At 74.1% G+C, this 25,089-nt stretch carries 24 protein-coding genes; 9 read left to right on the forward strand and 15 right to left on the reverse strand.

What is annotated here, in order from left to right; all coding sequences use genetic code 11:
- Positions 1-5: 5 nt before the first annotated feature.
- The 3 genes from ABD268_RS04100 to ABD268_RS04110 form a co-directional block, all read right to left on the reverse strand.
- Positions 6-1,481: a DUF7059 domain-containing protein gene (locus ABD268_RS04100; protein WP_344148016.1), complete on the reverse strand. Its 1,476-nt coding sequence runs from the start codon at positions 1,479-1,481 to the stop codon at positions 6-8.
- Between the two features lie 162 nt (positions 1,482-1,643).
- Positions 1,644-4,058: a sodium-translocating pyrophosphatase gene (locus tag ABD268_RS04105; RefSeq protein WP_344148019.1), complete on the reverse strand. Its 2,415-nt coding sequence runs from the start codon at positions 4,056-4,058 to the stop codon at positions 1,644-1,646.
- 280 nt (positions 4,059-4,338) lie between these two features.
- Positions 4,339-4,677 (reverse strand): anti-sigma factor antagonist, encoded by a 339-nt coding sequence (locus tag ABD268_RS04110; protein ID WP_344148022.1) that lies wholly within the window; start codon positions 4,675-4,677, stop codon positions 4,339-4,341.
- A 168-nt stretch (positions 4,678-4,845) separates the two neighbouring features.
- Here ABD268_RS04110 and ABD268_RS04115 point away from each other — a divergent pair, with 168 nt between their 5' ends.
- Positions 4,846-7,179 (forward strand): DEAD/DEAH box helicase, encoded by a 2,334-nt coding sequence (locus tag ABD268_RS04115; RefSeq protein ID WP_425573675.1) that lies wholly within the window; start codon positions 4,846-4,848, stop codon positions 7,177-7,179.
- 21 nt (positions 7,180-7,200) lie between these two features.
- Here the strand turns inward: ABD268_RS04115 and ABD268_RS04120 are convergent, their stop codons facing one another.
- The 7 genes from ABD268_RS04120 to ssd all read right to left on the reverse strand — a co-directional run bounded on the left by ABD268_RS04120 (position 7,201) and on the right by ssd (position 11,987).
- Complete coding sequence (locus ABD268_RS04120) at positions 7,201-7,542, reverse strand: Rv3654c family TadE-like protein (protein ID WP_344148025.1); 342 nt, start codon at positions 7,540-7,542, stop codon at positions 7,201-7,203.
- The gene (locus ABD268_RS04125) at positions 7,539-7,901 is read right to left on the reverse strand and encodes a TadE family type IV pilus minor pilin (protein WP_344148028.1); all 363 of its coding nucleotides are present in this window, start codon (positions 7,899-7,901) and stop codon (positions 7,539-7,541) included. Before ABD268_RS04125 ends, ABD268_RS04120 begins: the two co-directional genes overlap by 4 nt.
- Positions 7,898-8,110 carry a DUF4244 domain-containing protein gene (locus ABD268_RS04130; protein WP_344148031.1) on the reverse strand — a complete coding sequence of 71 codons (213 nt, stop codon included), beginning with the start codon at positions 8,108-8,110 and terminating at the stop codon, positions 7,898-7,900. Before ABD268_RS04130 ends, ABD268_RS04125 begins: the two co-directional genes overlap by 4 nt.
- A gap of 148 nt (positions 8,111-8,258) precedes the next feature.
- Positions 8,259-8,972, reverse strand: coding sequence for a type II secretion system F family protein (locus tag ABD268_RS04135; protein ID WP_344148034.1), 714 nt, complete (start codon positions 8,970-8,972; stop codon positions 8,259-8,261).
- The gene (locus tag ABD268_RS04140; protein WP_344148038.1) at positions 8,969-9,763 is read right to left on the reverse strand and encodes a type II secretion system F family protein; all 795 of its coding nucleotides are present in this window, start codon (positions 9,761-9,763) and stop codon (positions 8,969-8,971) included. Before ABD268_RS04140 ends, ABD268_RS04135 begins: the two co-directional genes overlap by 4 nt.
- Positions 9,760-10,944 carry a TadA family conjugal transfer-associated ATPase gene (locus tag ABD268_RS04145; RefSeq protein WP_344148042.1) on the reverse strand — a complete coding sequence of 395 codons (1,185 nt, stop codon included), beginning with the start codon at positions 10,942-10,944 and terminating at the stop codon, positions 9,760-9,762. The genes ABD268_RS04140 and ABD268_RS04145 overlap by 4 nt, the downstream gene beginning before the upstream one ends.
- Positions 10,941-11,987 carry a septum site-determining protein Ssd gene (gene ssd, locus ABD268_RS04150; RefSeq protein WP_344148045.1) on the reverse strand — a complete coding sequence of 349 codons (1,047 nt, stop codon included), beginning with the start codon at positions 11,985-11,987 and terminating at the stop codon, positions 10,941-10,943. The genes ABD268_RS04145 and ssd overlap by 4 nt, the downstream gene beginning before the upstream one ends.
- Before the next feature lie 140 nt (positions 11,988-12,127).
- On the opposite strand from ssd, the gene ABD268_RS04155 reads away from it, so the two are divergent.
- Positions 12,128-12,928, forward strand: a complete 801-nt coding sequence (locus ABD268_RS04155) for an HAD family hydrolase (protein WP_344148047.1) — start codon at positions 12,128-12,130, stop codon at positions 12,926-12,928.
- Between the two features lie 266 nt (positions 12,929-13,194).
- On the opposite strand, the gene ABD268_RS04160 is transcribed toward ABD268_RS04155, so the two are convergent.
- Positions 13,195-13,923 carry a Fic family protein gene (locus ABD268_RS04160; protein ID WP_344148050.1) on the reverse strand — a complete coding sequence of 243 codons (729 nt, stop codon included), beginning with the start codon at positions 13,921-13,923 and terminating at the stop codon, positions 13,195-13,197.
- 69 nt (positions 13,924-13,992) lie between these two features.
- Here ABD268_RS04160 and ABD268_RS04165 point away from each other — a divergent pair, with 69 nt between their 5' ends.
- The 4 genes from ABD268_RS04165 (at position 13,993) to ABD268_RS04180 (ending at position 19,031) form a co-directional block, all read left to right on the forward strand.
- On the forward strand, positions 13,993-14,880 hold the full coding sequence (locus ABD268_RS04165; protein WP_344148053.1) for a class I SAM-dependent methyltransferase: 888 nt from the start codon (positions 13,993-13,995) through the stop codon (positions 14,878-14,880).
- 154 nt (positions 14,881-15,034) lie between these two features.
- Positions 15,035-17,029 (forward strand): acetate--CoA ligase, encoded by a 1,995-nt coding sequence (acs, locus tag ABD268_RS04170; RefSeq protein WP_344148056.1) that lies wholly within the window; start codon positions 15,035-15,037, stop codon positions 17,027-17,029.
- Between the two features lie 167 nt (positions 17,030-17,196).
- Positions 17,197-18,531 carry a Na+/H+ antiporter NhaA gene (gene nhaA / locus ABD268_RS04175; protein ID WP_344148059.1) on the forward strand — a complete coding sequence of 445 codons (1,335 nt, stop codon included), beginning with the start codon at positions 17,197-17,199 and terminating at the stop codon, positions 18,529-18,531.
- Between the two features lie 80 nt (positions 18,532-18,611).
- Positions 18,612-19,031, forward strand: a complete 420-nt coding sequence (locus tag ABD268_RS04180) for a phage holin family protein (protein ID WP_344148062.1) — start codon at positions 18,612-18,614, stop codon at positions 19,029-19,031.
- Between the two features lie 145 nt (positions 19,032-19,176).
- On the opposite strand, the gene ABD268_RS04185 is transcribed toward ABD268_RS04180, so the two are convergent.
- The 4 genes from ABD268_RS04185 to nth are packed head-to-tail and all read right to left on the reverse strand — an operon-like array spanning position 19,177 to position 22,362.
- Positions 19,177-20,346, reverse strand: coding sequence for a MarP family serine protease (locus ABD268_RS04185; RefSeq protein ID WP_344149178.1), 1,170 nt, complete (start codon positions 20,344-20,346; stop codon positions 19,177-19,179).
- Between the two features lie 2 nt (positions 20,347-20,348).
- The gene (locus tag ABD268_RS04190) at positions 20,349-21,059 is read right to left on the reverse strand and encodes an NUDIX hydrolase (protein WP_344148065.1); all 711 of its coding nucleotides are present in this window, start codon (positions 21,057-21,059) and stop codon (positions 20,349-20,351) included.
- Positions 21,056-21,661, reverse strand: a complete 606-nt coding sequence (locus ABD268_RS04195) for a TlpA family protein disulfide reductase (protein ID WP_344148068.1) — start codon at positions 21,659-21,661, stop codon at positions 21,056-21,058. Before ABD268_RS04195 ends, ABD268_RS04190 begins: the two co-directional genes overlap by 4 nt.
- Entirely contained in the window at positions 21,658-22,362 is a 705-nt protein-coding gene (nth, locus tag ABD268_RS04200; RefSeq protein ID WP_344148071.1) for an endonuclease III, read from the reverse strand. Before nth ends, ABD268_RS04195 begins: the two co-directional genes overlap by 4 nt.
- Before the next feature lie 136 nt (positions 22,363-22,498).
- Here nth and ABD268_RS04205 point away from each other — a divergent pair, with 136 nt between their 5' ends.
- From ABD268_RS04205 to ABD268_RS04215, 3 genes are all read left to right on the forward strand, one after another.
- Positions 22,499-23,176: a Crp/Fnr family transcriptional regulator gene (locus ABD268_RS04205; protein WP_344148074.1), complete on the forward strand. Its 678-nt coding sequence runs from the start codon at positions 22,499-22,501 to the stop codon at positions 23,174-23,176.
- A gap of 68 nt (positions 23,177-23,244) precedes the next feature.
- On the forward strand, positions 23,245-23,739 hold the full coding sequence (locus ABD268_RS04210; RefSeq protein ID WP_344148077.1) for a SigE family RNA polymerase sigma factor: 495 nt from the start codon (positions 23,245-23,247) through the stop codon (positions 23,737-23,739).
- A complete protein-coding gene (locus ABD268_RS04215) occupies positions 23,736-25,058 on the forward strand; it encodes a hypothetical protein (protein WP_344148080.1) in 1,323 nt (440 codons plus the stop codon). Before ABD268_RS04210 ends, ABD268_RS04215 begins: the two co-directional genes overlap by 4 nt.
- Positions 25,059-25,089: the final 31 nt, after the last annotated feature.

Below are 25,089 nucleotides of genomic sequence, written 5' to 3' on the forward strand. Positions count from 1 at the left end.
CGGCGTCAGGCCTCGAGGAAGCCCTCCGCGACGAGCTCGCGCACCGTGGGCAGGTACGTCGTGCGGGTGGCCGCCGGGTCGAGGTCGAGCAGCTGGGCCAGGGCGTCGAGGATCTGCCCCACGGTCAGGTCGCCGTCGCAGGCACCCACCAGCGCCGCCTCGACGGTGTCCACGCGCCGGGCCCGGCGCAGCCCGCGCTGCTGGCGCAGCACGACGGCCTCCGGGTCCTCGGCCCCCGGGGCGCCCAGCGTCTCCTGCTGCACGTCCGGGCGGACCAGCAGCCGCGAGTCCGGTCCGACCTCGGCACCCGAGGCCGCCGCCCAGTCGCGGATCGCGGGCGCGATGGGCTGCTCCACGTCGTACGGCCACTCGAGGAGCTCGCGCACCGGTGCGCCGGCCTGCCCGGAGCCGCGCTTGCGCAGGTTCAGCCAGCCGAAGCCGATCCCCTCGACGCCCTGCTCGTCGAACCACGACAGCCACGTGTCGTAGCGGACCAGGTAGTCGACGGCACCGTGCAGCCCGGCGTCCTTGAGCCAGAGCTCGACGTACGCCGCGGGGTCGAGCACCTCGCGCTGCACCACGTAGGCGTCGGTCTCGTCGGTGAGCCAGGTGGCCAGCCGGTCGTCCCACGGCCGGTCGCGGGAGATCACCCAGTTGGCGAGCACCTGGCACCAGCCGCCGTCGGTGAGGTGCCGGGGCGCGAACCGCACGATGTCCTCGACGACCCGGTCTCCCGGCAACCCCGAGTCCCGGTAGACCAGGCGCTCGCCGGTCGCCGGCGAGATCACGAACGGTGGGTTGGTGGCGATCAGGTCGAAGGCCTCGTGCCGCACCGGCTCGAACAGCGAGCCGTCCCGCACCTCGACCCGGTCCTCGACCCCGTTGAGCGCGGCGTTGAAGCGCGCGGTCCACAGCGCCCGCGCGTTGACGTCGGTCGCGACCACCCGGTCGCTGTGCCGCGCGAGGTGCAGCGCCTGCACGCCGCAGCCGGTCCCGAGGTCCAGCGCGGTGCCCACCGGGTCGCGCAGGGTCAGCTGCGCGAGCGAGGTGGACGCCGAGCTGATCCCGAGCACGTGGTCGGCACCGACCCGGACATGCTGGCCGTCGAGCCCCGGGGTGAGGTCGCTGACGACCCACAGGTCACGGTCACCGGCGAGCTCGTCGGTCGCATAGGGGCGAACGTCCATGCGGGCGGCGACCTCGCCGACCGTCTGCTCGACCAGTCCCTCGGCGGCCATCCGCTCCAGCAGCCCGGGCAGCGCGGCCTCGGCCGCGGCCAGCTCCACGGGGGCCTGCAGCAGGAACAGCCGGATCAGCGTCTCCAGGGGCGATCCCCCGCCGGTGGCCCGCAGGCCCGGGGTGGTCTCGTTGCGACCCAGGGCGTCGTGGGCGAGGGGGCCGAGGGTCTCGGCCACGGCGTCGTAGGTGAATCCGGCCAGGGCGAGAGCGGCGCGCAGCCGCTGGGGGAGATCGCTGGTCACCCGCTCGACAGTAGGGGCGCGCGGCCGCGGACACACCACCCGCGGGTGTGCCCGGCGGGCGATGTGACGGGCGTCTCGACGTGCCGGACGAGGCGTGACGGACCAGGGTGGCCGAAATGACGCCGACCCGCCCGAGTGACTCGGACGGGTCGGCGTGGTGGGCTACTGCGCCGGCGGCTCGAAGCGCTGGGTCGGCGCCGGGTCCGCCGCGGGCGGCGGCGTGTCCGGCACGTAGGCCCGGGGCTGGGTGGTGCCGGCCTGGTCGGCCGCGCCCGTCGGGGGCGGGGGCGGCGGCGGGGGCGTCCCGGAGTCGGATCCGATCGCGACCTCGCGCTGCTTGGACACGTAGACCGCGCCGGCGATGATCGCGACCGCCACGAGGGCGATGGTGATGCGCAGGGGGTCGTTCTGGTCCTTGCCCACGCCCATCGACACGACCGCACTCGCGATCAGCAGCGAGACCAGGTTCATCACCTTGATCAGCGGGTTGATGGCCGGCCCGGCGGTGTCCTTGAACGGGTCGCCGACGGTGTCACCGATGACCGTGGCCGCGTGCGCCTCGGAGCCCTTGCCGCCGTGGTGGCCGTCCTCGACGAGCTTCTTCGCGTTGTCCCAGGCGCCACCGGAGTTGGCCAGGAAGACCGCCATCAGCGTGCCGGCGCCGATCGCGCCGGCCAGGAAGCCCGCGAGCGCGGTGACGCCCAGGCCGAAGCCGACCGCCACCGGGGCGAGGACGGCCAGGATGCCGGGCGTCACCAGCTCGCGCAGCGAGTCCTTGGTGACGATGTCGACGACCTTGCCGTACTCGGGCCGGCCGGTGCCCTCCATGATCCCGGGGATCTCCCGGAACTGGCGGCGCACCTCGTACACCACGGCGCCGGCCGCGCGACCGACGGCGTTGATGGCGAGACCGGAGAACATGAAGACCACCGCCGCGCCGAGCAGCACCCCGACCAGGACCGCAGGGTTGAAGACGAAGAAGTCGGCCGCCGAGAACTCGTCCGCCGTCGGGTTCGCCTTGTCGAGCGCCTCGAACACCGAGGTGGAGTAGGACCCGAAGAGCGCGGTGGCGGCCAGCACGGCGGTCGCGATCGCGATCCCCTTGGTGATCGCCTTGGTGGTGTTGCCCACCGCGTCCAGCTCGGTCAGGATCTGGGCGCCCGCGGGGCTGACGTCGCCGGACATCTCGGCGATGCCCTGGGCGTTGTCCGAGACCGGCCCGAAGGTGTCCATCGCGACGATGACGCCGACGGTGGTCAGCAGACCGGTGCCCGCGAGGGCCACCGCGAACAGCGAGACGGTCAGCGTCGCGCCACCCAGCAGGTAGGCACCGAACACGGCGGCACCGATGACCAGGGTGGTGTAGACCGCCGACTCGAAGCCGACCGCGAGGCCGGAGAGGATCACGGTGGCCGCGCCGGTCAGCGAGGTCTTGCCGACGTCCTTGACCGGACGGTGCTCGGTGCCGGTGTAGTACCCGGTCAGCGCGAGGATGCCGGCGGCCATCACGATGCCGATGACCACGGCGAGCGCCGCGATCACCCGCGGGTCCCCGTCGGCACCGGCGATGCTGCTGGTGTTGTCGAGGTCGGCGAAGCTGCCGGGCAGGTAGACGAACGAGAGCAGCACGGACGCCACCGCGGCGATGCCGGCCGAGATGTAGAACGCGCGGTTGATCGTCCGCAGCCCGTTCTCGCCCGGCCTGGGCTTGCACAGGTAGACACCCGCAACCGCGGTCAGCGCGCCGATCGCGGGGATCAGCAGCGGGAACACCAGGCCCTTGTCGCCGAATGCCTGCGACCCGAGGATCAGCGCGGCGACCAGCGTCACGGCGTACGACTCGAAGAGGTCGGCCGCCATGCCGGCGCAGTCGCCGACGTTGTCGCCGACGTTGTCGGCGATGGTCGCGGCGTTGCGCGGGTCGTCCTCGGGGATGTTCTGCTCGACCTTGCCGACCAGGTCGGCCCCCACGTCGGCGGCCTTGGTGAAGATGCCGCCGCCGACTCGCATGAACATCGCGAGCAGCGCGGCACCGAAGCCGAAGCCCTCGAGCACCTTCGGCGCCTCGTCCTGGAAGAGCAGGACCACGATGCTGGCGCCGAGCAGGCCCAGGCCGACGGTGAGCATGCCGACCATCGCGCCGGTCCGGAAGCCGATGTTCATCGCCGGGTCACGACCGGACTCGTTGGCCGCCGCGGCCACCCGGAGGTTGGCACGGACGGCGAGCGACATCCCGAGGTAGCCGACCGTGCCGGAGAAGCCGGCGCCGATCAGGAAGAACACCGACCGGAAGATCCGGACCGTGGCGTCGTCGGCGGGCAGCGCGAGCAGTGCGAAGAACGCCACGCCGGCGAAGATGGCGAGGGTCCGGAACTGCCGCGTCAGGTAGGCGCTCGCGCCCTCCTGCACCGCCTGGGCGATGTTCTTCATGTTGTCGGTGCCCTCACCGGCGGACATGACCTCCTGACGGAACATCGCCGCCATCGCGAGCGCGCCCAGCGCGATCAGTGCGACGACGATGACCAGGACGAGGTTTCCGCCGGAGACGTCCACGACGAAGGGATCGATCCCCGTCATGTGTTTCCTCCTGCCAGCTCAAGGGAGTGATTCAGGTCTCACATCGTCGGGGAGTCTACGCAGGCAGGACCGCTCCAGAGCACGAAGGTGTGACGCGCGCCACACGGCGCGTCGCGCATCGGCGCGCGCGGGCAGGCGGACGCGGCCGCCCGGGGAGGGCGGCGATCAGCGCGAAGGGGCCCGGGACGGGGCAGGCCGCAGCGGCAGACCAGCAGGGGACGGCCGCGGAGCCTCGCCGTCAGCGAGGCCGGGTCAGCGAGTCTGCGTCAGAGCGGCTGGGTCAGTTGCCCGCGAGCGCGGCGTCGGCCGACTCGTGGATCACGAAGACCTTCGCGAGGCCGGTGATCCGGAAGATCTTGAGCAGCCGGTCCTGGTTGCACACCAGCTGCAGCGACCCGTCGTGGGCGCGGACCTTCTTCAGGCCACCGACCAGCACGCCGAGCCCGGTCGAGTCGAGGAACTCGACGGCTTCCATGTCGATCACGATGTCGTAGACGCCGGCGGCGACGAGCTCGGTGATCTTGTCGCGAAGCTTCGGGGCGGTGTAGACGTCGATCTCCCCACCGACCGCAACGATGGTCTTCCCATCGACGTCGCGCGTCGCAAGAGTCAGGTCCACGTCATCTCCCTGAAGGCACTGGTTTGTCAGAAGCCGAATCGTCGAGGCACACAGCTCCGAGAATCGGCCAGCACAATGTAACCACGAGCGCCCCCGAACCGCACAAAGAAGTAAAGACTCTGTTCATGCGCCCCGTCCAGTGTCGGAGCCATTTGCGAGACTGTGGAGGTGGAATCCACGCTCGATCTGCTGCCCCGACGGATGGGTCAGCTCGTCGACCGCCTGGCCGCCGTCCCCGGTCGCGAGGGGCGCCTGACCCACCTCGAGCTGCTCCCCCGGCGCGTCGCGGCGACCGAGGAGTGGCCCGCGTGGGCGGCCGCTGACGTCGTCGACGCCTTCACCGCCCGGGGCGTCGACCGGCCGTGGCGCCACCAGGTCCTCGCCGCGGACGCCGCCCACGCCGGGCGGCACGTCGTGCTGGCGACCGGCACCGCCTCGGGCAAGTCGCTGGCCTACCAGCTGCCGGCCCTCACGGCGATCCGCTCGGGCCGCGGCCCGCGGGGCCAGCGCGGCGCGACCGTGCTCTACATCGCGCCCACCAAGGCGCTCGCCCAGGACCAGCTGGCCGGCCTCGGCTCCCTGGGCCTCGACGTCCGGGTCACCACCCACGACGGCGACAGCGGCCGCGACCAGCGCGACTGGGCCCGCGACCACGCGGAGTACGTCCTCACCAACCCCGACATGCTGCACCGGTCGCTGCTGCCCGCGCACGCCCGCTGGTCGTCGTTCCTCGGCTCGCTCACCTACGTCGTGGTCGACGAGTGCCACCACTACCGGGGGGTCTTCGGCGCCCACGTCTCCCACGTGCTGCGCCGGCTGCGGCGGATCTGCGCGGCGTACGGCGCCGACCCGACGTTCGTGCTGGCCTCGGCGACCGTCGCCGAGCCCGAGGTCGCGGCGCACCGGCTGATCGGCGCCGACGTCCTGGCCGTCACCGAGGACACCTCTCCGCGCGGCGAGGTCGCGCTGGCGCTGTGGGAGCCGCCGTTCAGCTCCGGCTCCGGGGAGAACGGCGCCCCGGTGCGCAGGGCCGCCTCGTCGGAGACCGCGGACCTGCTGGCCGACCTGGTCGCCGAGGGGGTCCGCACCCTCGCCTTCGTACGGTCCCGCCGCGGCGCCGAGCAGGTCGCGATGACCGCCGCCGACCTGCTGGCCGAGGTCGACCCGTCGCTGCCCGGCCAGGTCGCGTCCTACCGCGGCGGCTACCTGCCCGAGGAGCGCCGGGCCATCGAGCAGGCGCTGCGCGGCGGCGACCTCACGGGGCTCGCCGCCACCAACGCCCTCGAGCTCGGCATCGACATCAGCGGTCTCGACGCGGTGCTGATGGCCGGCTTCCCCGGCACCCGGGCGGCCCTGTGGCAGCAGGTCGGCCGGGCCGGTCGCGGCGCGCAGGACGCGCTCGGCATCCTGGTCGCCCGGGACGACCCGCTGGACACCTACCTGGTCACGCACCCCGAGGCGCTGCTCGGCCGGCCGGTGGAGTCGACGGTCTTCGACCCGACGAACCCGCACGTGCTCGGGCCGCACCTGTGCGCCGCCGCGCAGGAGCGGCCGCTCACCGAGGCCGACCTGCCGCTGTTCGGGTCGACGGCCCGCGACGTCCTCGACGCCCTGACCGAGGCGGGGCTGCTCCGGCGCCGGCCCCGGGGCTGGTTCTGGACCGACCGGCGCCGCGCCTGCGACCTCGCGGACATCCGCTCGACCGGCGGGTCGCCGGTCCAGCTGGTCGAGGGGGAGACCGGGCGGGTCGTGGGCACGGTCGACGCCGCGAGCGCGCACGGCACCGCCCACGAGGGCGCGGTCTACGTCCACCGTGGCGAGACCTGGCTGGTGACGTCGCTGGACCTCGAGGAGCACGTCGCGGTGATCGAGCGCGCCGACCCCGACTACTCCACCTCGGCGCGCGAGATCACCGACATCACGATCGTGGCCGAGCGGGAGCACCGCGACTGGGCCGGCTGCCGGCTGTCCTTCGGCGACGTCGACGTCTCCCACCAGGTCGTCTCGTTCCTCAAGCGTCGCCAGCCGGGAGGCGACGTGATCGGTGAGGAGCCGCTCGACCTGCCCGAGCGCTCGCTGCGGACCTGCGCGGTCTGGTGGACGGTGCCCGAGCACGTGCTGGCCGAGGCCGGGTTGGCCGAGCAGGACCTGCCGGGGGCGGCCCACGCCGCCGAGCACTGCTCGATCGGGCTGCTGCCGCTGTTCGCGACCTGCGACCGCTGGGACATCGGCGGCGTCTCCACCGCACTGCATCCCGACACCGGGCAGCTCACCGTGTTCGTGTACGACGGCCACCCCGGCGGGGCCGGCTTCGCCGAGCGCGGCTTCCGCGCCGCCCGCGAGTGGCTGACCGCCACCCGGGACGCCATCGAGGCGTGCGCCTGCGTCGACGGCTGCCCTTCGTGCATCCAGTCCCCCAAGTGCGGCAACCAGAACAACCCGCTCGACAAGCCGGGGGCCGCGCGACTCCTCGACGTCCTGCTCGGGGCGCCGGCGGTCTAGACCGCGTCTCACCCCTCGGTCTCACGCCGGTCCGGCCCGCGCCTCGGCCCCCAGGTCGGCGTCCTGGCCCAGCCAGTGCGGCCCGGGGACCTCGACCCGCACCGTCGCCGTGCGCCCCTCGAGGTCGCAGGACAGCAGCCGGGCGCCGTTGGCCGCGGCGATCCCGGCGCCGGCGGCGCACGGGTCGCCGGCGCCACCCGCCGCGGACGCGACCGCGAGCGCCGCCAGGTCGGCGGCGGCCTGCGCGGCGCGGTGGGCGCGGACCATCGCACCCACCACGCCGAGCGCGGCACCGAGCAGGAGCAGGACCCCCACGCAGGCCACCACGACGAGGCTGACCGACCCCCGCTCGGAGCGGTTCACGACACCGGCTCGGCGGCGGCGACCGCCTCCGCGTGCAGCGTCACCGCGGGCAGGAAGCCGAAGAGCCCGCCCGGACCGGAGACGCTGCCCGCGGCGGCTGCCGTCACCCGGCCGCCGGCAGTCGTCAGGGTGATGCTGCTGCCCGGCGGCGCCACCTCCAGACCGCGCGCCACCGCCTCCTGCGTGCCGTCGCCACGGGCCGCCGCCCGGGCCGACTCCCGCGCCGCGTCGACGACGCGGAGCTGGGCCGCGGCGACCGAGAGCAGCCACACCAGCCCGACCGTCACCGCCAGCAGCAGCGGCAGGGCCATGGCCAGCTCGGCGGTCGCCGCGCCGGAGTCGTCCCGGGAGGACCTCACCCGATCCCCAGCAGACCGAGCACGTGGTCGAAGAGCGTGTGCAGCAGCTGGTCGCCGAAGCCGCCGGTCAGCAGCTTGTAGAGCAGGCCGGCCAGGCCTGCCCCGGCGGCGGTGCCGACGGCGTACTCCGCGGTGGTGATGCCGTCCTCGGCGCCGGCGCTGCGGGGGCGTCCGGTGGCGGGCCGGCGGGGCTGATCGGTCAGGGACATGGGCTTCTCCTCGGTCCTCGCGGCCACCGGTTGCGGCCGCCTGCACCGACCCTCGGGGATCGAGCCGGCCGCAGCGACCGGGAGCGACCCGGACTGTGGACGACCCTGCCGCGGCTGCGGCGGTGGACGGTTCGTGGCCGCCCGCAGGTCACAGCGCCAGGCTCTCGAGCAGGCCGGCGACGAGCGGCACGATGCCCACGAGCACGAACGCCGGCAGCAGGCACAGCCCCAGGGGCAGGGCGGCCTTGACGCCCACGGCTCGGGCCCGGTCCTCGACCTCGGCCCGGGTCCGACGCGCGAGGTCGGCCGCCAGCCGCTCCACCGCCGGCACCACCGCGGCCCCGGTGGCCTGGGACCGGGCCAGCGTCCGTCCCAGCGGGGCGAGGTCCGCGTCGTCGGCCAGCGACTCCCACACCTGCACCGGGTCCACGCCGAGCGCGAGCCGCGCCGCCACCCCCGAGAGCCGCTCGGAGGCGGCACCGGGCAGCGCCGTGCACACGAGGGCGACACCGTCGCCCGGGGCGGCGCCCGCGCGCAGCGTCGCCGCGAACAGGGTGACCAGGTGCGGCAGGTCGCGGCGGATCTGCTCGCGGGTGCGCCGCGCCTCCGGCGTCTCGGCGCGGCCGACGACCACCCAGGCGCCGGTCGCCACCACGGCACCGGCCACCGCGCCGGCCGTCCCGTCGACGAACAGCCACGCGCCCGCCCCCGCGAGCAGGGACCACAGCAGCCGCAACCGGCGCAGCCCTCCGGCCGCCGCCGGCTGCGTCCGCGCGGGTGCCTCCACCGGCGCCCGCGCCCGCAGGGGTACGGCGAGCCCGGCGGCCGCGCCGGCACACAGGACCGCCAGCCACGCGCTCACGGGGACCGGTCCACGTCCCGGGCGATCGCCTCGATCCAGCCCAGCCCGGCCAGGCCGAACGCCACCCCGCCGGCGAGGCAGGCCAGGCCCACCGGGTGCCCGAGCAGGAAGCCCCACGGGTCACCACCGGCCCCGGACCCCATCGCGAGCGCCAGCACCGGCAGGCCCGCGACCAGCCGCGCGGTGGCGCGCGCCGAGGCGAGCTCGCCCTCGACCACCCGCCGGCTGGCCTCCGCGGCGCGCAGGTCCGCCGCCACCCCGTCGACCGCCTCGGCGAGCCCCTGGCCGGTGCGGTGCGCCACCTGCCACGCGGCCGCCACGAGCCTGAGGTCCGCCGCGCCCGCCGAGCCGGAGAGCTGGCGCAGCGAGGTGGGCACGTCGGCGCCGACCCGGAACGCCTCGGCGGCCGGCGCCAGCGGCGGCCAGGCACGGGCGGCCCGCTCGAGGGCGTGACCGGGCGGCTGCCCCGCACCCAGCTCGGCGGCCAGCAGCTCGCAGGTCTCGAGGACCCGGCCGGCCACCACCCGGGCCTCGCGCCGTCGCCGCCTGGCCCTCCACAGCAGCGAGCCCCCGAGCGCGGCGCCGACGGCCACGGCCACCAGCGCGGCGGCGCCGGGTTGGAGGAGCACCAGCAGCGCCCCACCCAGCACCCAGCACAGCACCACCACCCCGGCCGACACCCCGGCTGGTGGCGGTCTCAACGGCCCGCCGAGCCCGCCTGGACGGCCGGGTCGTCCGGGCAGAAGCAGCAGGGCGGCGAGGGCCGCGGCCACCACGGCCAGGAGGGTCACGAGCCCAGCCGAGAGGCCAGCCGGCCCGCTGCCGGCCCGGGGGTGATCGTGCCGTCGGGTCCGAGGCCCAGGGCCACGGCCATCGTGACCAGACCGTCGGAGCCCCGCTCCGGGACCGCCACCTGGGCGAGCCGGCGCCGACCATCGCGGTCGCGGGCCAGGTGCAGGACCACGTCGACCGCCGAGGCGAGCTGGCTGTGGGCCGCGGCGCGGGCCAGCCCGGCGGCCAGGGCCAGAGCCTCCACCCGGGCGGGCACGTCCACGGCCGAGTTGGCGTGGAGGGTGCCGCACCCGCCCTCGTGGCCGGTGTTCAGCGCCGCCAGCAGGTCCACGACCTCGCCGCCGCGCACCTCGCCGACCACCAGCCGGTCGGGGCGCATCCGGAGGGCCTGGCGGACCAGGGTGCGCAGGCCGATCTCGCCCGCCCCCTCGATGTTGGCCGGACGGCTCTCGAGACCCACGACGTGCGGGTGCCGCGGCCGCAGCTCCCCCGCGTCCTCCACCAGCACGATCCGCTCAGCGGGCGCCACCAGCGACAGCAGCGCCGCGAGCAGCGTGGTCTTGCCGGTGCCCGTGCCCCCGCTGACCAGGAAGGCCAGGCGGGTGGCCACGATCGCGCGGAGCAGCTCGGCCGCGTCCGGGCCCAGCGTGCCGGCGGCCTCCAGCTCCTCGAGGGTGAAGCCGCGGGGCCGCAGCACCCGGAGCGAGATCAGGGTCCCGGGCCGGGCGACCGGCGCCAGCACGGCGTGGAAGCGGGTCCCGTCGGGCAGGCGCAGGTCGGCGTGGGGCGTGGCGTCGTCGAGCCGGCGTCCCCCGACGGCGGCAAGGCGCTGGGCCAGCCGTCGCACCGCCTCCTCGTCGGGGAACCGGACCCCGGTCGGCTCCAGGCCGGCGCCGCGGTCGAGGTAGACCCGGTCCGCGCCGTTGACGAGCACGTCGGTCACCCCCGGCGTACGCAGCAACGGCTCGAGCGGACCCGCGCCGACCACGTCGCGGCGCAGCGCCTCGTAGACGGCCAGCACCGCGGCGTCGCCCACCGGCCGACCGCTCTCCCGCAGTGCCCGGGCCACCCGGTGCGGCGTCAGCTCCCCCGGCTCCCGGGCCAGCCGGTCCCGGACCGCCTCCAGGTCACCCGGCTCCGCCGGCGGCCGCGCCGGCTCCCCCGCGAGCCCGACCGTCACGCGGCGGCCCTCGTCGCGATCAGCTGGCCGAGCACCTCCGTGGCCGCTCGCCCGAGCGGCCCGCGCCGGGACCGGACCGGGCCCAGCCCGAGGTCGAGGGACTCGGCCAGCCCGCGCTGGTCGGCCATCCGCGCCAGCACGGGGACGCCGGTGGCGCGGGCGATCTCCTCGGGCTCGATGCCGCTCCCGCGGACCACCAGCCGGAGGCGCGCGGGATCCGCGGAGCGCGCGCACAGCCGCCCGGCGGCCGCGACGCCGGAGACCGTGGGCACCACCAGGACCAGCACCCGGTCGCAGCGCGACACGACCTCCTCGACCAGGGGGTCCGCGGTGCGGGGCAGGTCGACCACGACGGTGTCGTGGCCGCGTTGGGCCGCGGAGAGCGCCTCGCGCACCGCGAACGCCTGCAGGCCCGCCGTCGCCCCGGCGTACCACGTCAGGACGCCGAGCCCGTTGCGCCTCGGCAGCGCCTCGCGCAGCGCGCGGGCGCTGAGCCGCCCGGTGGTCTGGCACAGCGCGTCCCACCGGACGCCGTCGTGGCCCTCCAGCCCGAGCACCCGGTCGGCGCCCGGCCCGAGCGGGTCGGCGTCGACGACGACCGCGGGACCGGTGGACGCGGCCAGCTGGGCCAGCGCGCAGGCGAAGGTCGTGGCGCCGGCGCCCCCGGAGCCGCCGACCACCCCGACGAGCAGGCCCCGGGGTCGGTCGCTGTCACCGAGGTCGGTGAGCCGCTCGGTCAGCCAGTCGCAGCTGGTGGGCAGCCCGTTCACGCTCTCCGCGCCGACCGCCACGGCGTGGCGGTACAGGCCCTCGGTCGCCTCGCCCCAGGCCACCACGTGCACGCCCTCCCGCCGGGCGGGTGCGGTGCCCGCCACCTCGGCGACCAGGTCGGCGCCGAGCAGCACCAGCGGGGCGGCGGCCCAGCCCCGCAGCGCCGCGGCCTCGTCGTGGGCCACGTCCGGGGTGACCCCGGCCGCGGCCGCGAGGCGCAGCAGCTCGTCGAGCAGGGACTCGTCGCGGGTGATGAACAGTGGCGAGGTCATGGCGGAGAGGCTGCCCGCGACCGCCGGCCGACCGGGCCCGTCGGCACCCGCCTGTGGACAACGCCCGCCGGAACCCGCGCTGGGGACGACAACCGGGCCGCCTCCGGCGGGCCGGACCACCATCCACCTACGATGAGCCCATGGCGCCCCGCCCCACCGCGGCCTTCTTCGACCTCGACAAGACGATCATCGCCAAGTCGAGCACCCTGGCCTTCAGCCGCCCGTTCCAGGCCGGTGGGCTGATCTCCCGGCGCGCGGTGCTGCGTTCGGCGTACGCCCAGTTCGTCTACCTCGTCGGCGGGGCCGACCACGACCAGATGGAGAAGATGCGGCAGTTCATGTCGCAGCTGTGCGCCGGCTGGGACGTCGCGACGGTCCGCGAGATCGTCGCCGAGACGCTGCACAACATCGTCGACCCGCTGGTCTTCGACGAGGCCGTCTCGCTCATCGAGGAGCACCGCCTCGCCGGGCGAGACGTCGTGATCGTCTCCACCTCCGGGACCGAGGTGGTCGGTCCGATCGGCGAGATGCTCGGGGCCGACCGCGTGGTCGCGACCCGGATGGAGATCGCGGACGGCAAGTACACCGGCGAGATCGAGTACTACGCGTACGCCGAGGAGAAGGCCCGCGCGATCCGCGAGCTCGCGGACCTCGTCGGCTACGACCTCGAGCACAGCTACGCCTACAGCGACTCGGTCACCGACGTGCACATGCTCGAGGCGGTCGGGCACCCCCACGCGGTCAACCCCGATCGCGAGCTGCGCCGGATCGCCGCGTCCAACGGCTGGCCGGTCCTGGTCTTCACCAAGCCGGTCGCGCTGCGGAGCCGGGTCCCGCTGCCGCCGGCCCGGCCGACCCTGGCGGCGCTGGCGGTCGGCGGCGTGGTCGCGTTCGGCGGGGTGATGTGGGCCAACGCCCGGAGGCGTCGGCTCGGCGCCTGATCTGTCGCGCCCGCGCGCCGAATGTCAACCCTTGAACACTCCGGTGATGGGGCGTAGAAACGGCATCAGAACTCCACACGAACCGCACGTGATCCGGGTACCCACGCGGCGATCTACCCTTCCTACAGGGCGCTTGCAGACCGGGATACTCCCGGGGCAGCAGTTGACGATGCACGCCTGGTAGCCATGGACTCACGTGTCAGCGGCGGCATCCGAATCTTTCGAGTCGGGTGCCGCTCGCACGTCCGGACCCGGGAGCCCGGGTCCTACTCGGCCGGGCGGCGCAACGGGCTCGCCTCGGCCCCCGCCGCGTAGGCCTCCGCCGCGTAGAGCACCCACGCGTGGACACCGGCGGCCGCGCCGTCGGCGTAGCCCCGCAGGTTGGACTCGTACGCCGCGCGCAGCGCGAGGTGCCCGGCCTCCGGCACCACCAGCGACTTCTCGTCGACGCCGCGCCCCACCAGCAGCAGGCGCTCGGTCGCCCGCGCGACCATGCCGTTGTGCGAGGCGAACGGCGCCGCGGTGGCCAGGTCGGCGTGCACGACGGCCGCGACCAGGAGCGCCGGCGCCGACGTCGGCATCGTCAACAGCTCCGCGAGCCCGCGCAGCCGGTCCGCGGACACGGCGTCCCGGGGCCGGCCGAGCTGCTCGTCGGGCAGCGAGCCCGCGGCCGCCAGCGCGTGGATCCGCGCCAGCGCCTGCAGGGGTGAGCGGGCGAGCAGCGGGGTGAGCGAGAGCAGCTCGGTGGACACCCGGACGGCGTCCTGGGCGACCTGGTCGCCCGCACCCTCGCGGACCTCGGCCAACGTCGACGCGGACCCCTCGAGGACCGCAGTGGCGTGCGCCCCGCGCAGCAGCGACTCGGCCGTGGTCTCCGGGGAGGTACGACGCAGCCCGCGGTCGCGCAGCATCACGTCGATCCCGTCGCGGGTCGCGGCGTACGCCGAGGGCACGCCCTCCAGGGTCGTCAACCAGGCCAGCGGATCCGCACTCATGGGACGAAAGGCTAGGTCCCGGCACCGGCAGCCCGATCCAGAGGTCACCAGCCGGTAACGTTGCGGCCGATGAGTGATGCACGGCAGTTCCCCTCGTCCGGCGGGACGCCCGACTGGGCCCACTCCTTCGGGTCGGTCGCCGAGGCCTACGACCGCGGCCGCCCGACGTACCCCCGCGAGGCGGCGGCGTGGCTGTGCGGCGACGACCCGGTGACCGTGCTCGAGCTGGGCGCCGGCACCGGCAAGCTCACCGAGCAGCTCGTGGCGCTCGGCCACGACGTGCACGCCACCGACCCGGACGCCGCGATGCTCGAGGTCCTGCGCGGGCGCCTGCCCGAGGTCCGTACGACGGTCGCGGCCGCCGAGGAGATCCCCGCGCCCGACCGGTCGGTGGACGTCGTGGTGTGCGCCCAGGCGTTCCACTGGTTCGACCTCGACCGGGCGCTGCCCGAGATCGCCCGGGTCCTCAAGACCGGCGGGCGGCTGGCGCTGGTCTGGAACCAGCGCGACGAGCGGATCCCGTGGGTGCGCCGCCTCGGCCGGCTGATCGGCACCCAGGACCAGCTCCGCGAGCCGGCCGACCCGTTGGTCCAGTCGGCGCTGTTCGGCTTCGTCGAGGACGCCACCTTCCGCTTCTGGCAGACCGTGGACCGCGTGTCGATCCAGGACCTGGTGCTGTCCCGCTCCAACGTCGCCGTGCTCGACGCCGAGGCCCGGGCCGCCAAGCTCGACGAGGTGCTGGCGTTCTACGACGACTACGGGCGCGGCATGGACGGCATGCAGCTGCCCTACGCGGCCAGCTGCTTCCGTGCCGTCGTGGTGGAGCCGCCGCACGCCGCCGACGAGGAGGAGTCCGAGGCAGAGCCCGACGCGGCCCCGCGGGAGAGCGCTCCTCCGGCCACCGAGGAGATCTCGGACGGCACCGACACCGACATGCTGCTCATCGACTTCCGCTGACCCGGCGCTGACCGTCGCGCCCGGCGGGTCGACGTACGCCGGGGCAACCGGCCGCCAACCCGCCCGGTGCACGCTGGACCTCGGCACATACCCACGTCCGGGGACCACGTCCTAGGGTGGCGAGAGCCACATCGAGCGAGATTCGGGAGAGACCGTGAGCGAAGAGACCCCCTCTGACCAGACCCTGGCCAACCTGTCCCGCGAGGAGCGCCGCTTCGAGCCGCCGGCCGAGCTCGCCGAGCACGCGAACCTCAGGGCCGAGGCCTACGACCGCGCCGCGTCCGACCGGGAGGCCTTCTGGGCCGAGCAGGCCGAGCGCCTCGCCTGGGACCAGAAGTGGGACCGGGTCCTCGACTGGGACGACCCGCCGTTCGCGAAGTGGTTCGCCGGCGGCAAGCTGAACGCGGCGTACAACTGCGTGGACCGGCACGTCGAGGCCGGCAACGGCGACAAGGTCGCGTTCCACTGGGTCGGCGAGCCCGCGGACGACACCCGCACCCTGACCTACGCGCAGATGAAGGACGAGGTCTGCAAGGCCGCCAACGCCCTCACCGAGCTCGGTGTGAAGACCGGGGACCGGGTCGCGATCTACCTGCCGATGATTCCCGAGGCGGTCGTGGCGATGCTGGCCTGTGCCCGCATCGGCGCCCCGCACACAGTGGTCTTCGGCGGTTTCTCCTCCGACGCGCTGGCCTCCCGGCTCACCGACTGCCAGGCCAAGGTCGTCGTCACCTCCGACGGCGGCTACCGGCGCGGCGCCCCGTCGGCGCTGAAGCCGGCGGTCGACGAGGCCCGCGCCAAGACCGCCGAGAACGGGTTCAGCGTGGAGAAGGTCCTCGTGGTCCGGCGCACCGGCCAGGAGGTCGACTGGGACGACTCCGTGGACGTCTGGTGGCACGACGCCGTCGACTCCGCGTCCACCGAGCACGCGTGCGAGTTCTTCGACGCCGAGCACCCGCTCTACGTCATGTACACCTCGGGCACGACCGGCAAGCCCAAGGGCATCCTGCACACGACGGCCGGCTACCTCGTCGGCTCGGCGTACACGCACTGGGCGGTCTTCGACCTCAAGCCCGAGACCGACGTCTTCTGGTGCACCGCCGACATCGGCTGGGTCACCGGGCACTCCTACATCGTGTACGGGCCGATGGCGAACGGCGCCACGCAGGTGCTCTACGAGGGCACGCCGGACTCCCCCGAGCGCGGCCGCTGGTGGAAGATCATCGAGGAGTACGGCGTCACCATCTTCTACACCGCGCCCACCGCGATCCGCTCGTTCATGAAGCAGGGCCGGGAGATCCCGGACCGCCATGACATGTCGTCGCTGCGACTGCTCGGGTCGGTCGGCGAACCGATCAACCCCGAGGCCTACGTCTGGTACCGCTCGGTCGTCGGTGGCGACCGCACCCCGGTCGTCGACACCTGGTGGCAGACCGAGACCGGCTCGATCATGATCAGCCCGCTGCCGGGCGTGACCGCCGGCAAGCCGGGCTCGGCGATGACGCCGATCCCGGGCGTCGCCGCCGAGGTGGTCAACGACGAGGGCGAGCCGGTGCCGAACGGCTCCGGCGGCTACCTGGTGCTGACCGAGCCGTGGCCGTCGATGCTGCGCACGCTGTGGGGCGACGACGAGCGGTTCAAGGAGACCTACTGGTCGCGCTTCAACAAGCAGGGGTACTACTTCGCCGGCGACGGCGCGAAGAAGGACGAGGACGGCGACATCTGGGTGCTCGGCCGCGTCGACGACGTCATGAACGTCTCCGGCCACCGGCTCTCCACCACCGAGATCGAGTCGGCGCTGGTCTCCCACCCGAAGGTCGCCGAGGCGGCGGTGGTCGGCGCCAAGGACGAGGACACCGGGCAGGCCGTGTGCGCGTTCGTGATCCTGCGCGAGGAGGCCGGCGACGGCGGCGACGACATCGTCGAGGAGCTGCGCAACCACGTCCGCAAGGAGATCGGCGCGATCGCCAAGCCCCGCCAGATCATGATCGTCGCCGAGCTGCCGAAGACGCGCTCGGGCAAGATCATGCGGCGGCTGCTGCGCGACGTCGCGGAGAACCGCGAGGTCGGCGACGTCACCACCCTGGCCGACTCCTCGGTCATGGACCTGATCTCCAGCGGGCTCGCCTCCGGCAAGTCGGAGGACTGACCCCAGCACCCACGCCGAGTCGGCGCAGTTTCACCCCGAGCGAGGGTCAAACTGCGCCGACTCGGCCCGTCTCAGGGGGCAAGCTGCGCCGACTCGGCGTTGGGTAGGGTTGGGGCAGGAGCGCCGGGAAGTCTGGTCGGCACGATGTCGTCGACCCCAGGAGCACCGTGTCCCAGCCCGCACCCCGTCCGCAGCGCCACCGCAGCTCGCCCCGGCTGTTCGCCCGCGGGTCGTTCCTCGAGAGCTCCCGGGTCGCCGGGATCCTGCGCGCCGAGACGACCGGCGGCATGCTGCTCATCACCGGCGCCGTCATCGCGATCGTCTGGGCGAACACCCCGTGGGTGGACGCCTACACCGGCCTGAGGGACTACACGGTCGGTCCCGAGGCCCTCGACCTGCACCTGAGCCTGGGCACCTGGGCGGCGGACGGGCTGCTGGCGATCTTCTTCTTCGTGGCCGGGCTGGAGCTCAAGCGCGAGTTCGTGGCGGGAGACCTCCGCGACCCCCGGCGGGCCGCGCTGCCCGTCGTGGCCGCGGTGGGCGGGATGGCGCTCCCCGCGCTCGTCTACGTGGCGGTCAACCTCGGCGGGCACGGCGGCCTGGGCGGCTGGGCGATCCCGACCGCCACCGACATCGCGTTCGCGGTCGCGATCCTCGCCGTGATCAGCACCCACCTGCCGGCCGGGCTGCGGACCTTCCTGCTGACCCTCGCCGTCGTCGACGACCTCCTCGCGATCACGATCATCGCGCTCTTCTACACCTCCGAGCTCCACCTCGACTTCCTCGCGCTCGCGGTGCTGCCGATCGCGCTCTTCGGCTTCCTGGTGCAGCGTCGGGTGCACCGCGGCTGGCTGCTCATCCCGCTGGCCGTCGTGGCCTGGGCGCTGGTCCACGAGTCCGGCGTGCACGCCACCGTGGCCGGGGTCGCCCTCGCCTTCACGGTGCCGGTACGCCGCCAGGACGGGCAGGAGGGTGCCGGCCTGGCCGAGCACCTCGAGCACCTGGTGCGGCCGGTCTCCGCGGCGGTGGCGGTGCCGGTCTTCGCGTTCTTCGCGGCGGGGGTCACGGTCGGCGGCCTCGACGGTCTCGTGACCTCCCTGGAGGACCGGGTCGCGCTCGGCATCGTCCTGGGTCTCGTGGTCGGCAAGACCCTCGGCATCGCCGGCTCGACGTGGCTGCTGGCACGGTTCACGCGGGCCGACCTCGACGACGAGCTGTCGTGGGTGGACGTGATCGGGATGGCGATGCTGGCCGGGATCGGGTTCACCGTGTCCCTGCTCATCGGCGAGCTGGCCTTCGGCGCCGGGAGCGCCCGCGAGGACCACGTGAAGGTCGGGGTGCTCGTCGGCTCCCTCCTCGCCACGCTGCTCGCGGCCGTCGTGCTCCGCGCCCGCAACCGGGTCTACCGCCGGATCTGCGAGCTCGAGGAGGTCGACAGCGACGCGGACGGGGTGCCCGACGTCTACGAGCACGACGGCGAGGGACGGCCCGGGACGGCCTGAGGCCTCGGCGCCCCGGGCGTCTTCTGTAGGGTCAGCACAAGCCCGCCCACGAGCCACATCACCACCAAGGGGAACACCGCATGGCAACCGAACCGGTCAAGGCAGCGCCCGTTTCGGAGGGCGACCCCACCATCGGTCGTCTGGTCACGGACGCCAGCCGCGACATCTCCACGCTGATCTCCAAGGAGATCCAGCTCGCGAAGTCCGAGCTCAAGGTCAGCTTCAAGGCCGGTGGCACCGGGATCGGCCTGTTCGCCGCTGCCGGCTTCCTGGCGGTGCTCGCGATCATCATGCTCTCGGTCGCGATCGCCTACCTGATCAACTGGAACGGCAACGGCCTTGCCCTGCAGTGGGCGTTCCTCATCGTGTTCGGGTTCTACCTGCTGCTCGCCGGGCTGCTCGTGTGGATCGGCGTCCGCAAGGTCAAGCAGGTCCGGGCGCCCGAGGGAGCCATCCGGCAGGGCAAGCAGATCCCGAACGCGCTCAAGGGTCAGGCCTGACGGAGCCGGCCACGGGCGCGCACGTCCGCGCCGCCCCGGCCCGCCTGACCCGACCTCGTCGGCCGCGACACGCCGGCCGCGACTTCGTCCCTCAGTCGCGCGGCTCGCTCGACCACCACCAGCGGATCCGCTGGCGCGTCTCCGCTCAGCCCGCGCAGTCGCCGGTCGAGACGGCCCCGTCGCTGGACCGGCCCAGCTCGGCGCTCCGGGAGACCTGCTCGGCCGTCAGGGCGTAGCCGGTCTCCTGGTCGGTGACCGACGCCGCGAACACCACGCCGACCACGTCGCCGGCGGAGGAGACGATCGGGCCGCCGGAGTTGCCGGGCCGGACCAGGCCACGCAGCGAGAACACCTGCCGGATCACCGCGCCGTCGCCGTAGATGTTCGGCGAGCGCAGCCGCTGCTCGGCACGGATGCGGCCCGGCTGCACGTCGTACGGCCCGTCCTCGGGGTAGCCGAGGACCGCGACGCCCTCCCGGGCGGCGCCCTCCTGGTCGAAGTCGAGCGCCGGCGCCGAGCCGGTGTCGGCCGCGAGGACGGCCACGTCGATGTCGGGGTTGTAGTAGACGACCTCGGCGGGCACCGAGGAGTCACCGACGATGAGCTCGGGGTCGTCCACGCCCGCGACGACGTGGGCGTTGGTCATCACCCGGTCGGGGGCGTAGACGAAGCCGGAGCCCTCGACGCCGCGACCGCAGTCGTTGGTTCCGCGCACCTTGAGCACGCTGGTGGCGGCGGCGGTGACGTCGGGGTCCTTCAGCAGCCGCTGCGGTCCCGGCCCGACCTCGACGATCCGCTCGGGTGCGAACGGCTCGAGGTAGCGCGGGAAGAAGCTGGTCCCGACCACGTTGTTGAACGCCTGCAGGACTCCGCCGGCCGAGGTGGGCAGCACCCCGTCGACCTCGCCGAGCACCGTCGAGCTGCGCACCATCGGGGTGATCCCGCCGATGCGGGTGCCGGAGATCGCCACGCCGAGCGCCCAGGCGACCAGCAGCACGGCCGCCGCGCTCAGCGCCGCGCCGCCGACCGCGTCGAGGGCTCGGATCGGCTGCCAGGTGATCCGGTCGCGGATCTTGGCGCCGGCGAACTGGAGCATCGCCTGCCCCAGCGACGCGGACAGGATCACGATGAACAGCGCCCCGAGCGACACCAGCAGCGAGGGCGTGGCGTCGCCGAGGGCGACCGGGGCGAGCCACACGCCGAACAGGCCGCCGAGCAGCAGTCCAGCAGTGGCGAACGCGCCGGTGATGAAGCCCTGCCAGTACCCCGAGAGGGCATAGGCCAGGACCAGCACCACCAGCAGCCAGTCGAGCATGTTCACCGGCGTTCCTCGAATCTGGTGTTGGGCTGGACGTCGCGTGGGACGGGTTCACCCTGCAGCATGTAGTCCGGCAGGTCACGCATCGGCGGGTCGTCCACCTCGGCCGTCCACCCCAGGAAGTCGAAGAGCCGGGCGATGATGCCGGCGGTGAAGCCCCACAGGATGACGTCCTTGTCCTCGCCGATCAGGAAGCCCGGGCCGACCCAGCCGGAGGGGTGGCGTACGGCGATCCGGTGCGCCGGGTCGACCAGCTCCCGGATCGGGACCCGGTAGACCTCGTGGACCTCGTCGGGGTCGACGACCGCGACCTCGGTGGGCTCGTGCCACCAGCCCAGGACCGGGGTCACGGCGAAGTTGCTGGGCGGCAGCCAGAGCTCGGGCAGCTCCGCGAAGACGGTCACCCCGCCGGGGTCGAGCCCGGTCTCCTCCAGGGCCTCCCGCAGTGCCGCCTCCACGGGCGTCTCGCCGGGGTCGATCGAGCCGCCGGGGAAGGACACCTGCCCCGGGTGGGAGCGCATGTGGTGGGCGCGCTCGGTCAGCAGCAGGTCGGGGCCGCCGGGGCCGTCGCCGAAGAGCATCAGCACCGCGCCGAGCCGGGCGTCGGAGTCCTCCGGGGGCATGAACCGGGTGAGGTCGTGGACGGTGATGGACTGCGCCCCCTCCGCCACCGGCCGCAGCCACTCGGGCAGCTCGCTGGGATCGGTCACAGGTCCACTCCCAGGTGCTCGTCGACGAGGGCCACCATCTCGTCGACGGAGTCGACGCCCCCCGCCGCGAGCTCGACGGTGCCGTCCTCGTCGACGAACGCGAACAGCGGCAGCCCCATCCGTGCCGGGAACGGGGCGTTGCCCTGGAGCTCGCCCTGCGGGTCGGCCAGCAGCGGGTAGGTCACCCCGCTCGTGCGGACCAGGTCCATCGCGCTGAGGGTCTGCGGGTCCTCGAAGTCGACGCCGACGACGCCGACCCGGTCGCCGTACCTGCGGTGGAACTCCTCGAGCACCGGCATCTCCTTGCGGCACGGCCCGCACCAGGACGCCCACAGGTTGACCACCAGCGGCCCGCGCAGGCTCGACAGGGCGACGTCGCGCCCGCCGCCGAAGCACGGGAGCGTCACGTCGGGCAGGCCGCCGTCGACGGGCTCGCCGTCGCCCGGACGGCAGGCCTCGACCCCGGCCTCCTGCTTGAGCTGGCGCAGCTGCGGGGTGTCGACGTCGATCTTCGCCGGTCCGGGGGTGGGCACGGAGTCGGTGCCGCAGGCGCCCAGCGCCAGCACCGCCGCGGCCAGCGCGGCCACGAGGGAGGGCCTCACGCTCTGCCCTCGGTCTTGACCAGCCTGGCGGCGGCCTCCGGGTCGGTGGGGCCCTCGCCGTACGCCGGGCACCAGTGGGCGACCGGGCACGCCCCGCACGCCGGGTTGCGGGAGTGGCAGATCCGGCGGCCGTGCCAGATCAGGTGGTGGCTGAGCATCGTCCAGTCCCGCTTGGGGAACAGCGCACCGATGGCGTGCTCGACCTTGACCGGGTCGGTCTCGTCGGTCCAGCCGAAGCGGCGGGCGAGCCGGCCGAAGTGGGTGTCGACGGTGATGCCGGGGATGCCGAAGGCGTTGCCGAGGACGACGTTGGCGGTCTTGCGGCCGACGCCCGGCAGCGTGACCAGGTCCTCGAGCCGGGCCGGCACCTGCCCGTCGTACCGCTCGACGAGAGCCTGGCTGAGCTTGAGCAGGGACTCGGTCTTGGCCCGGAAGAAGCCCAGCGGGCCCACGATCTGCTCGAGCTTGTCGCGCTCGGCGGCCGCCATCGCGGGGGCGTCGGGGTACGCCGCGAACAGGGTCGGCCGCACCGCGTTGACCCGCTTGTCGGTCGTCTGCGCGGACAGCACCGTGACGACGAGCAGCTCGAAGGGGTTGTCGAAGTCGAGCTCGCAGCGGGCGTCGGGGTAGGTTTCGGCGAGGACCCGGTCGATCTTCCGGGCACGCCTGACCAGGCCGGTGGGGGTTTCCGCATCGAGCACGACGCCCAGCGTACGGCGCCCCGCCGACGGCCCGCGGAGGGCGACCAACCGGAGCCGGTTGTTCCTGTGACCAATTCCACTGGCTAGGATCATCGCGGCCGCCCGTCTGGGGCGGGTGAGGTCACCAGGAGGTTTCGTGGACAACGACGTACTGCGTCAGGCGCCGCTGTTCAGCGCGCTCGACGACGAGGCAGCCACCGCGCTGCGCGCCTCGATGGCCGAGAGCCGGCTGCGGCGGGGCGACGTGCTGTTCCACGAGGGCGACTCAGGCGACAAGCTCTACATCGTCCTCGACGGCAAGGTGAAGCTCGGCCGCACCTCCTCGGACGGCCGCGAGAACCTGCTCGCGATCCTCGGCCCCGGCCAGATGTTCGGCGAGCTCTCGCTCTTCGACCCGGGCCCGCGCTCGGCCACAGTCACCGCCGTCACCGACGCGTCGTTCGCCTCGCTCTCGCACGAGGACCTGCTGCGCTGGCTCGAGGGCCGCCCGGTCGTCGCCCGCGGCCTGCTCGCCCAGCTCGCCGGCCGGCTCCGCAAGGCCAACGACGTCGTTGCCGACCTGGTCTTCTCCGACGTGCCGGGCCGGGTCGCCAAGGCGCTGCTCGACCTCGCCGACCGCTTCGGCCGCACCGCCGACGACGGCGTGCACGTCCACCACGACCTCACCCAGGAGGAGCTCGCCCAGCTGGTCGGCGCCTCCCGCGAGACCGTCAACAAGGCGCTGGCCGACTTCGCCTCGCGCGGCTGGCTGCGCCTCGAGCCCCGCTCGGTCGTGATCATGGACGTCGAGCGGCTCTCCCGCCGCGCCCGCTGAGGAATCTCTCGGCCGGGTGACCCCCGAACCCACCCCTGCGTGCGTCGTAGAGGTGAAAGGGGGCTCGGGTGCCGACTGCTGAGGACGACTTCCACGCGTTCGTCGTGGCGCGCACGCCTGCCCTGTCGCGCACGGCGTACCTCCTGACCGGGGACGCCCACCTCGCGGAGGACCTCGTGCAGACGGCACTGTTCAAGGCGGCACGGAGCTGGGGTCGCATCCAGGGGTCGCCCGAGGCCTACGTCCGGCGGATCCTCTACACCCAGAACGTGTCCTGGTGGCGGGCCCGCCGGGTCAAGGAGACCGCGCTCGGCTCGTACGACGCCCCGGCGGCATCGGCGGACACCGACCTGCGGCTGACCCTCGAGGAGGCCCTCGGCCGGTTGACCCCGCGACAGCGGACGGTGCTGGTGCTCCGGTTCTTCGAGGACCTCACCGAGGTGCAGGCCGCGCACGTCCTCGGGATCGGCTCCGGGACGGTCAAGTCGATCACCCGGCAGGCGCTCGGCCGGCTGCGGACCCTGGCCCCCGAGCTCGCCGAGCTGATCGGGGACCCCGCATGAGGACCGAGAGCCTCCGCGAGGAGCTGCACCGGATCGGCGAGTCCGCGCCGGTCGCCGACGTGCCCGACGACACCTGGGCGCGTGCCCGGCGGGCCAGGCGGCGGGGTCGGGTGCTCGCGGGCGCGGCGGTCGCGGTCTTGCTGCTGGCCCTCGGCGGTGTCACGGGCGTGCTACCGCGCCCCGGCTCGACTCCTGTCGCCGGCTCCTCCGCGCCCGGTCTCCCCGACCACCTGTACGCCGTGCCGGACAGCGCGCGGCCGGCGGACGACCTGGCCGCGGGTCGGACCGTCGCGGCCTGGATCGACCCCCTCCACCGCCGGGCGGTCCTGGTGGGGGCCGTCGACGGCGCCTACCACGTGGTGGACCTGCCGGGGATGAACGAGGTCCCGATCCTCGACGAGCCCGCGCTGGCACTGTCGCCGGACGGCTACCACCTTGCGTGGGCCTTCGGCGACGAGAGCGCCCGGCAGACGGGCATCCGGGTCCTCGACCTGCGCACCGGCCGGCTGACGACCGCGGCCCTCGACGAGGGCGAGGGCGTGTCGGTGCTCCAGCTGGCATTCGCCCCCGGCGGCCGCTGGCTGGGCTGGTCGGGCGCGGTCCTGACGTACTGGGACGAGCACGGCAGCCGGGCCGACCGGATTGCCGTCGGCAGGCTCGACATCGGCACCGATGTGCCCGAGGTGCTGCGAGCCGGGGGCCGCTGGCCGGACCCCACCGTCATCGGGGCGGACGACCGGGGTCGGGTGCAGGTGCTGGACCAGGGACACCTGACCACCCTCGGGGGTCGGCACGTCTCGCGCACCCCTGTCGCAGCGGGCCGGGTGGCCGGACCGGTCGTCCTCGACCCGGCCTCGGGCCTGCTCGCCACCGGCGTCGGCGGGAACGGACCCGTGGCACAACCGGGTCCGGGGACCGCCGCGGTCGAGGTGGACCCGGTCGCCGGCGGGGCCCGGGCCTACCCGTCCACGGCCGCCGAGGCGTTCACCACCGCGCTTGCCTGGGTGGGTCCGGACGTGCTCGTGGCGGTCGCCCCCCTCGAGGGGTCATCCGTGGGACCGGAGGACGGCACGCTGGAGCTGGTCGGACCTGGCCACGCCCCTCGGGTCGTCGGGCACCTGGATGCCTCCGTGCCCTGGACGTTGGCCGTGGCGAGCGACCTGGTCACGGCGCAGCACCCCACCGTCAGTCGCCCCGAACCGGACTGGCCGTGGTCCGACGAGCGGCTCGCGCTGACCATCGGGCTCGGCGTGGCCGGGGCGCTGGCCCTGCTCGTGGCCGCCCGCCTGCTCCTGCGACGGCGTCTCATGCCCCGTTGAGTTGGGCCGGATTCGACGTCGAGTTGGGCCT

It is taken from the genome of Nocardioides koreensis, from assembly GCF_039531775.1.
Taxonomy (GTDB): Bacteria; Actinomycetota; Actinomycetes; order Propionibacteriales; family Nocardioidaceae; genus Nocardioides; species Nocardioides koreensis.

Excerpts from the sequence above, each read along its gene's own strand:
- ABD268_RS04105 (WP_344148019.1), bottom strand. The coding sequence starts at position 4,058 with ATGACGGGGATCGATCCCTTCGTCGTGGACGTCTCCGGCGGAAACCTC.
- ABD268_RS04130 (WP_344148031.1), bottom strand. The coding sequence starts at position 8,110 with ATGTCCCTGACCGATCAGCCCCGCCGGCCCGCCACCGGACGCCCCCGC.
- ssd (WP_344148045.1), bottom strand. The coding sequence starts at position 11,987 with ATGACCTCGCCACTGTTCATCACCCGCGACGAGTCCCTGCTCGACGAG.
- ABD268_RS04155 (WP_344148047.1), top strand. The coding sequence starts at position 12,128 with ATGGCGCCCCGCCCCACCGCGGCCTTCTTCGACCTCGACAAGACGATC.
- ABD268_RS04160 (WP_344148050.1), bottom strand. The coding sequence starts at position 13,923 with ATGAGTGCGGATCCGCTGGCCTGGTTGACGACCCTGGAGGGCGTGCCC.
- ABD268_RS04165 (WP_344148053.1), top strand. The coding sequence starts at position 13,993 with ATGAGTGATGCACGGCAGTTCCCCTCGTCCGGCGGGACGCCCGACTGG.
- ABD268_RS04180 (WP_344148062.1), top strand. The coding sequence starts at position 18,612 with ATGGCAACCGAACCGGTCAAGGCAGCGCCCGTTTCGGAGGGCGACCCC.
- ABD268_RS04185 (WP_344149178.1), bottom strand. The coding sequence starts at position 20,346 with ATGCTCGACTGGCTGCTGGTGGTGCTGGTCCTGGCCTATGCCCTCTCG.
- ABD268_RS04215 (WP_344148080.1), top strand. The coding sequence starts at position 23,736 with ATGAGGACCGAGAGCCTCCGCGAGGAGCTGCACCGGATCGGCGAGTCC.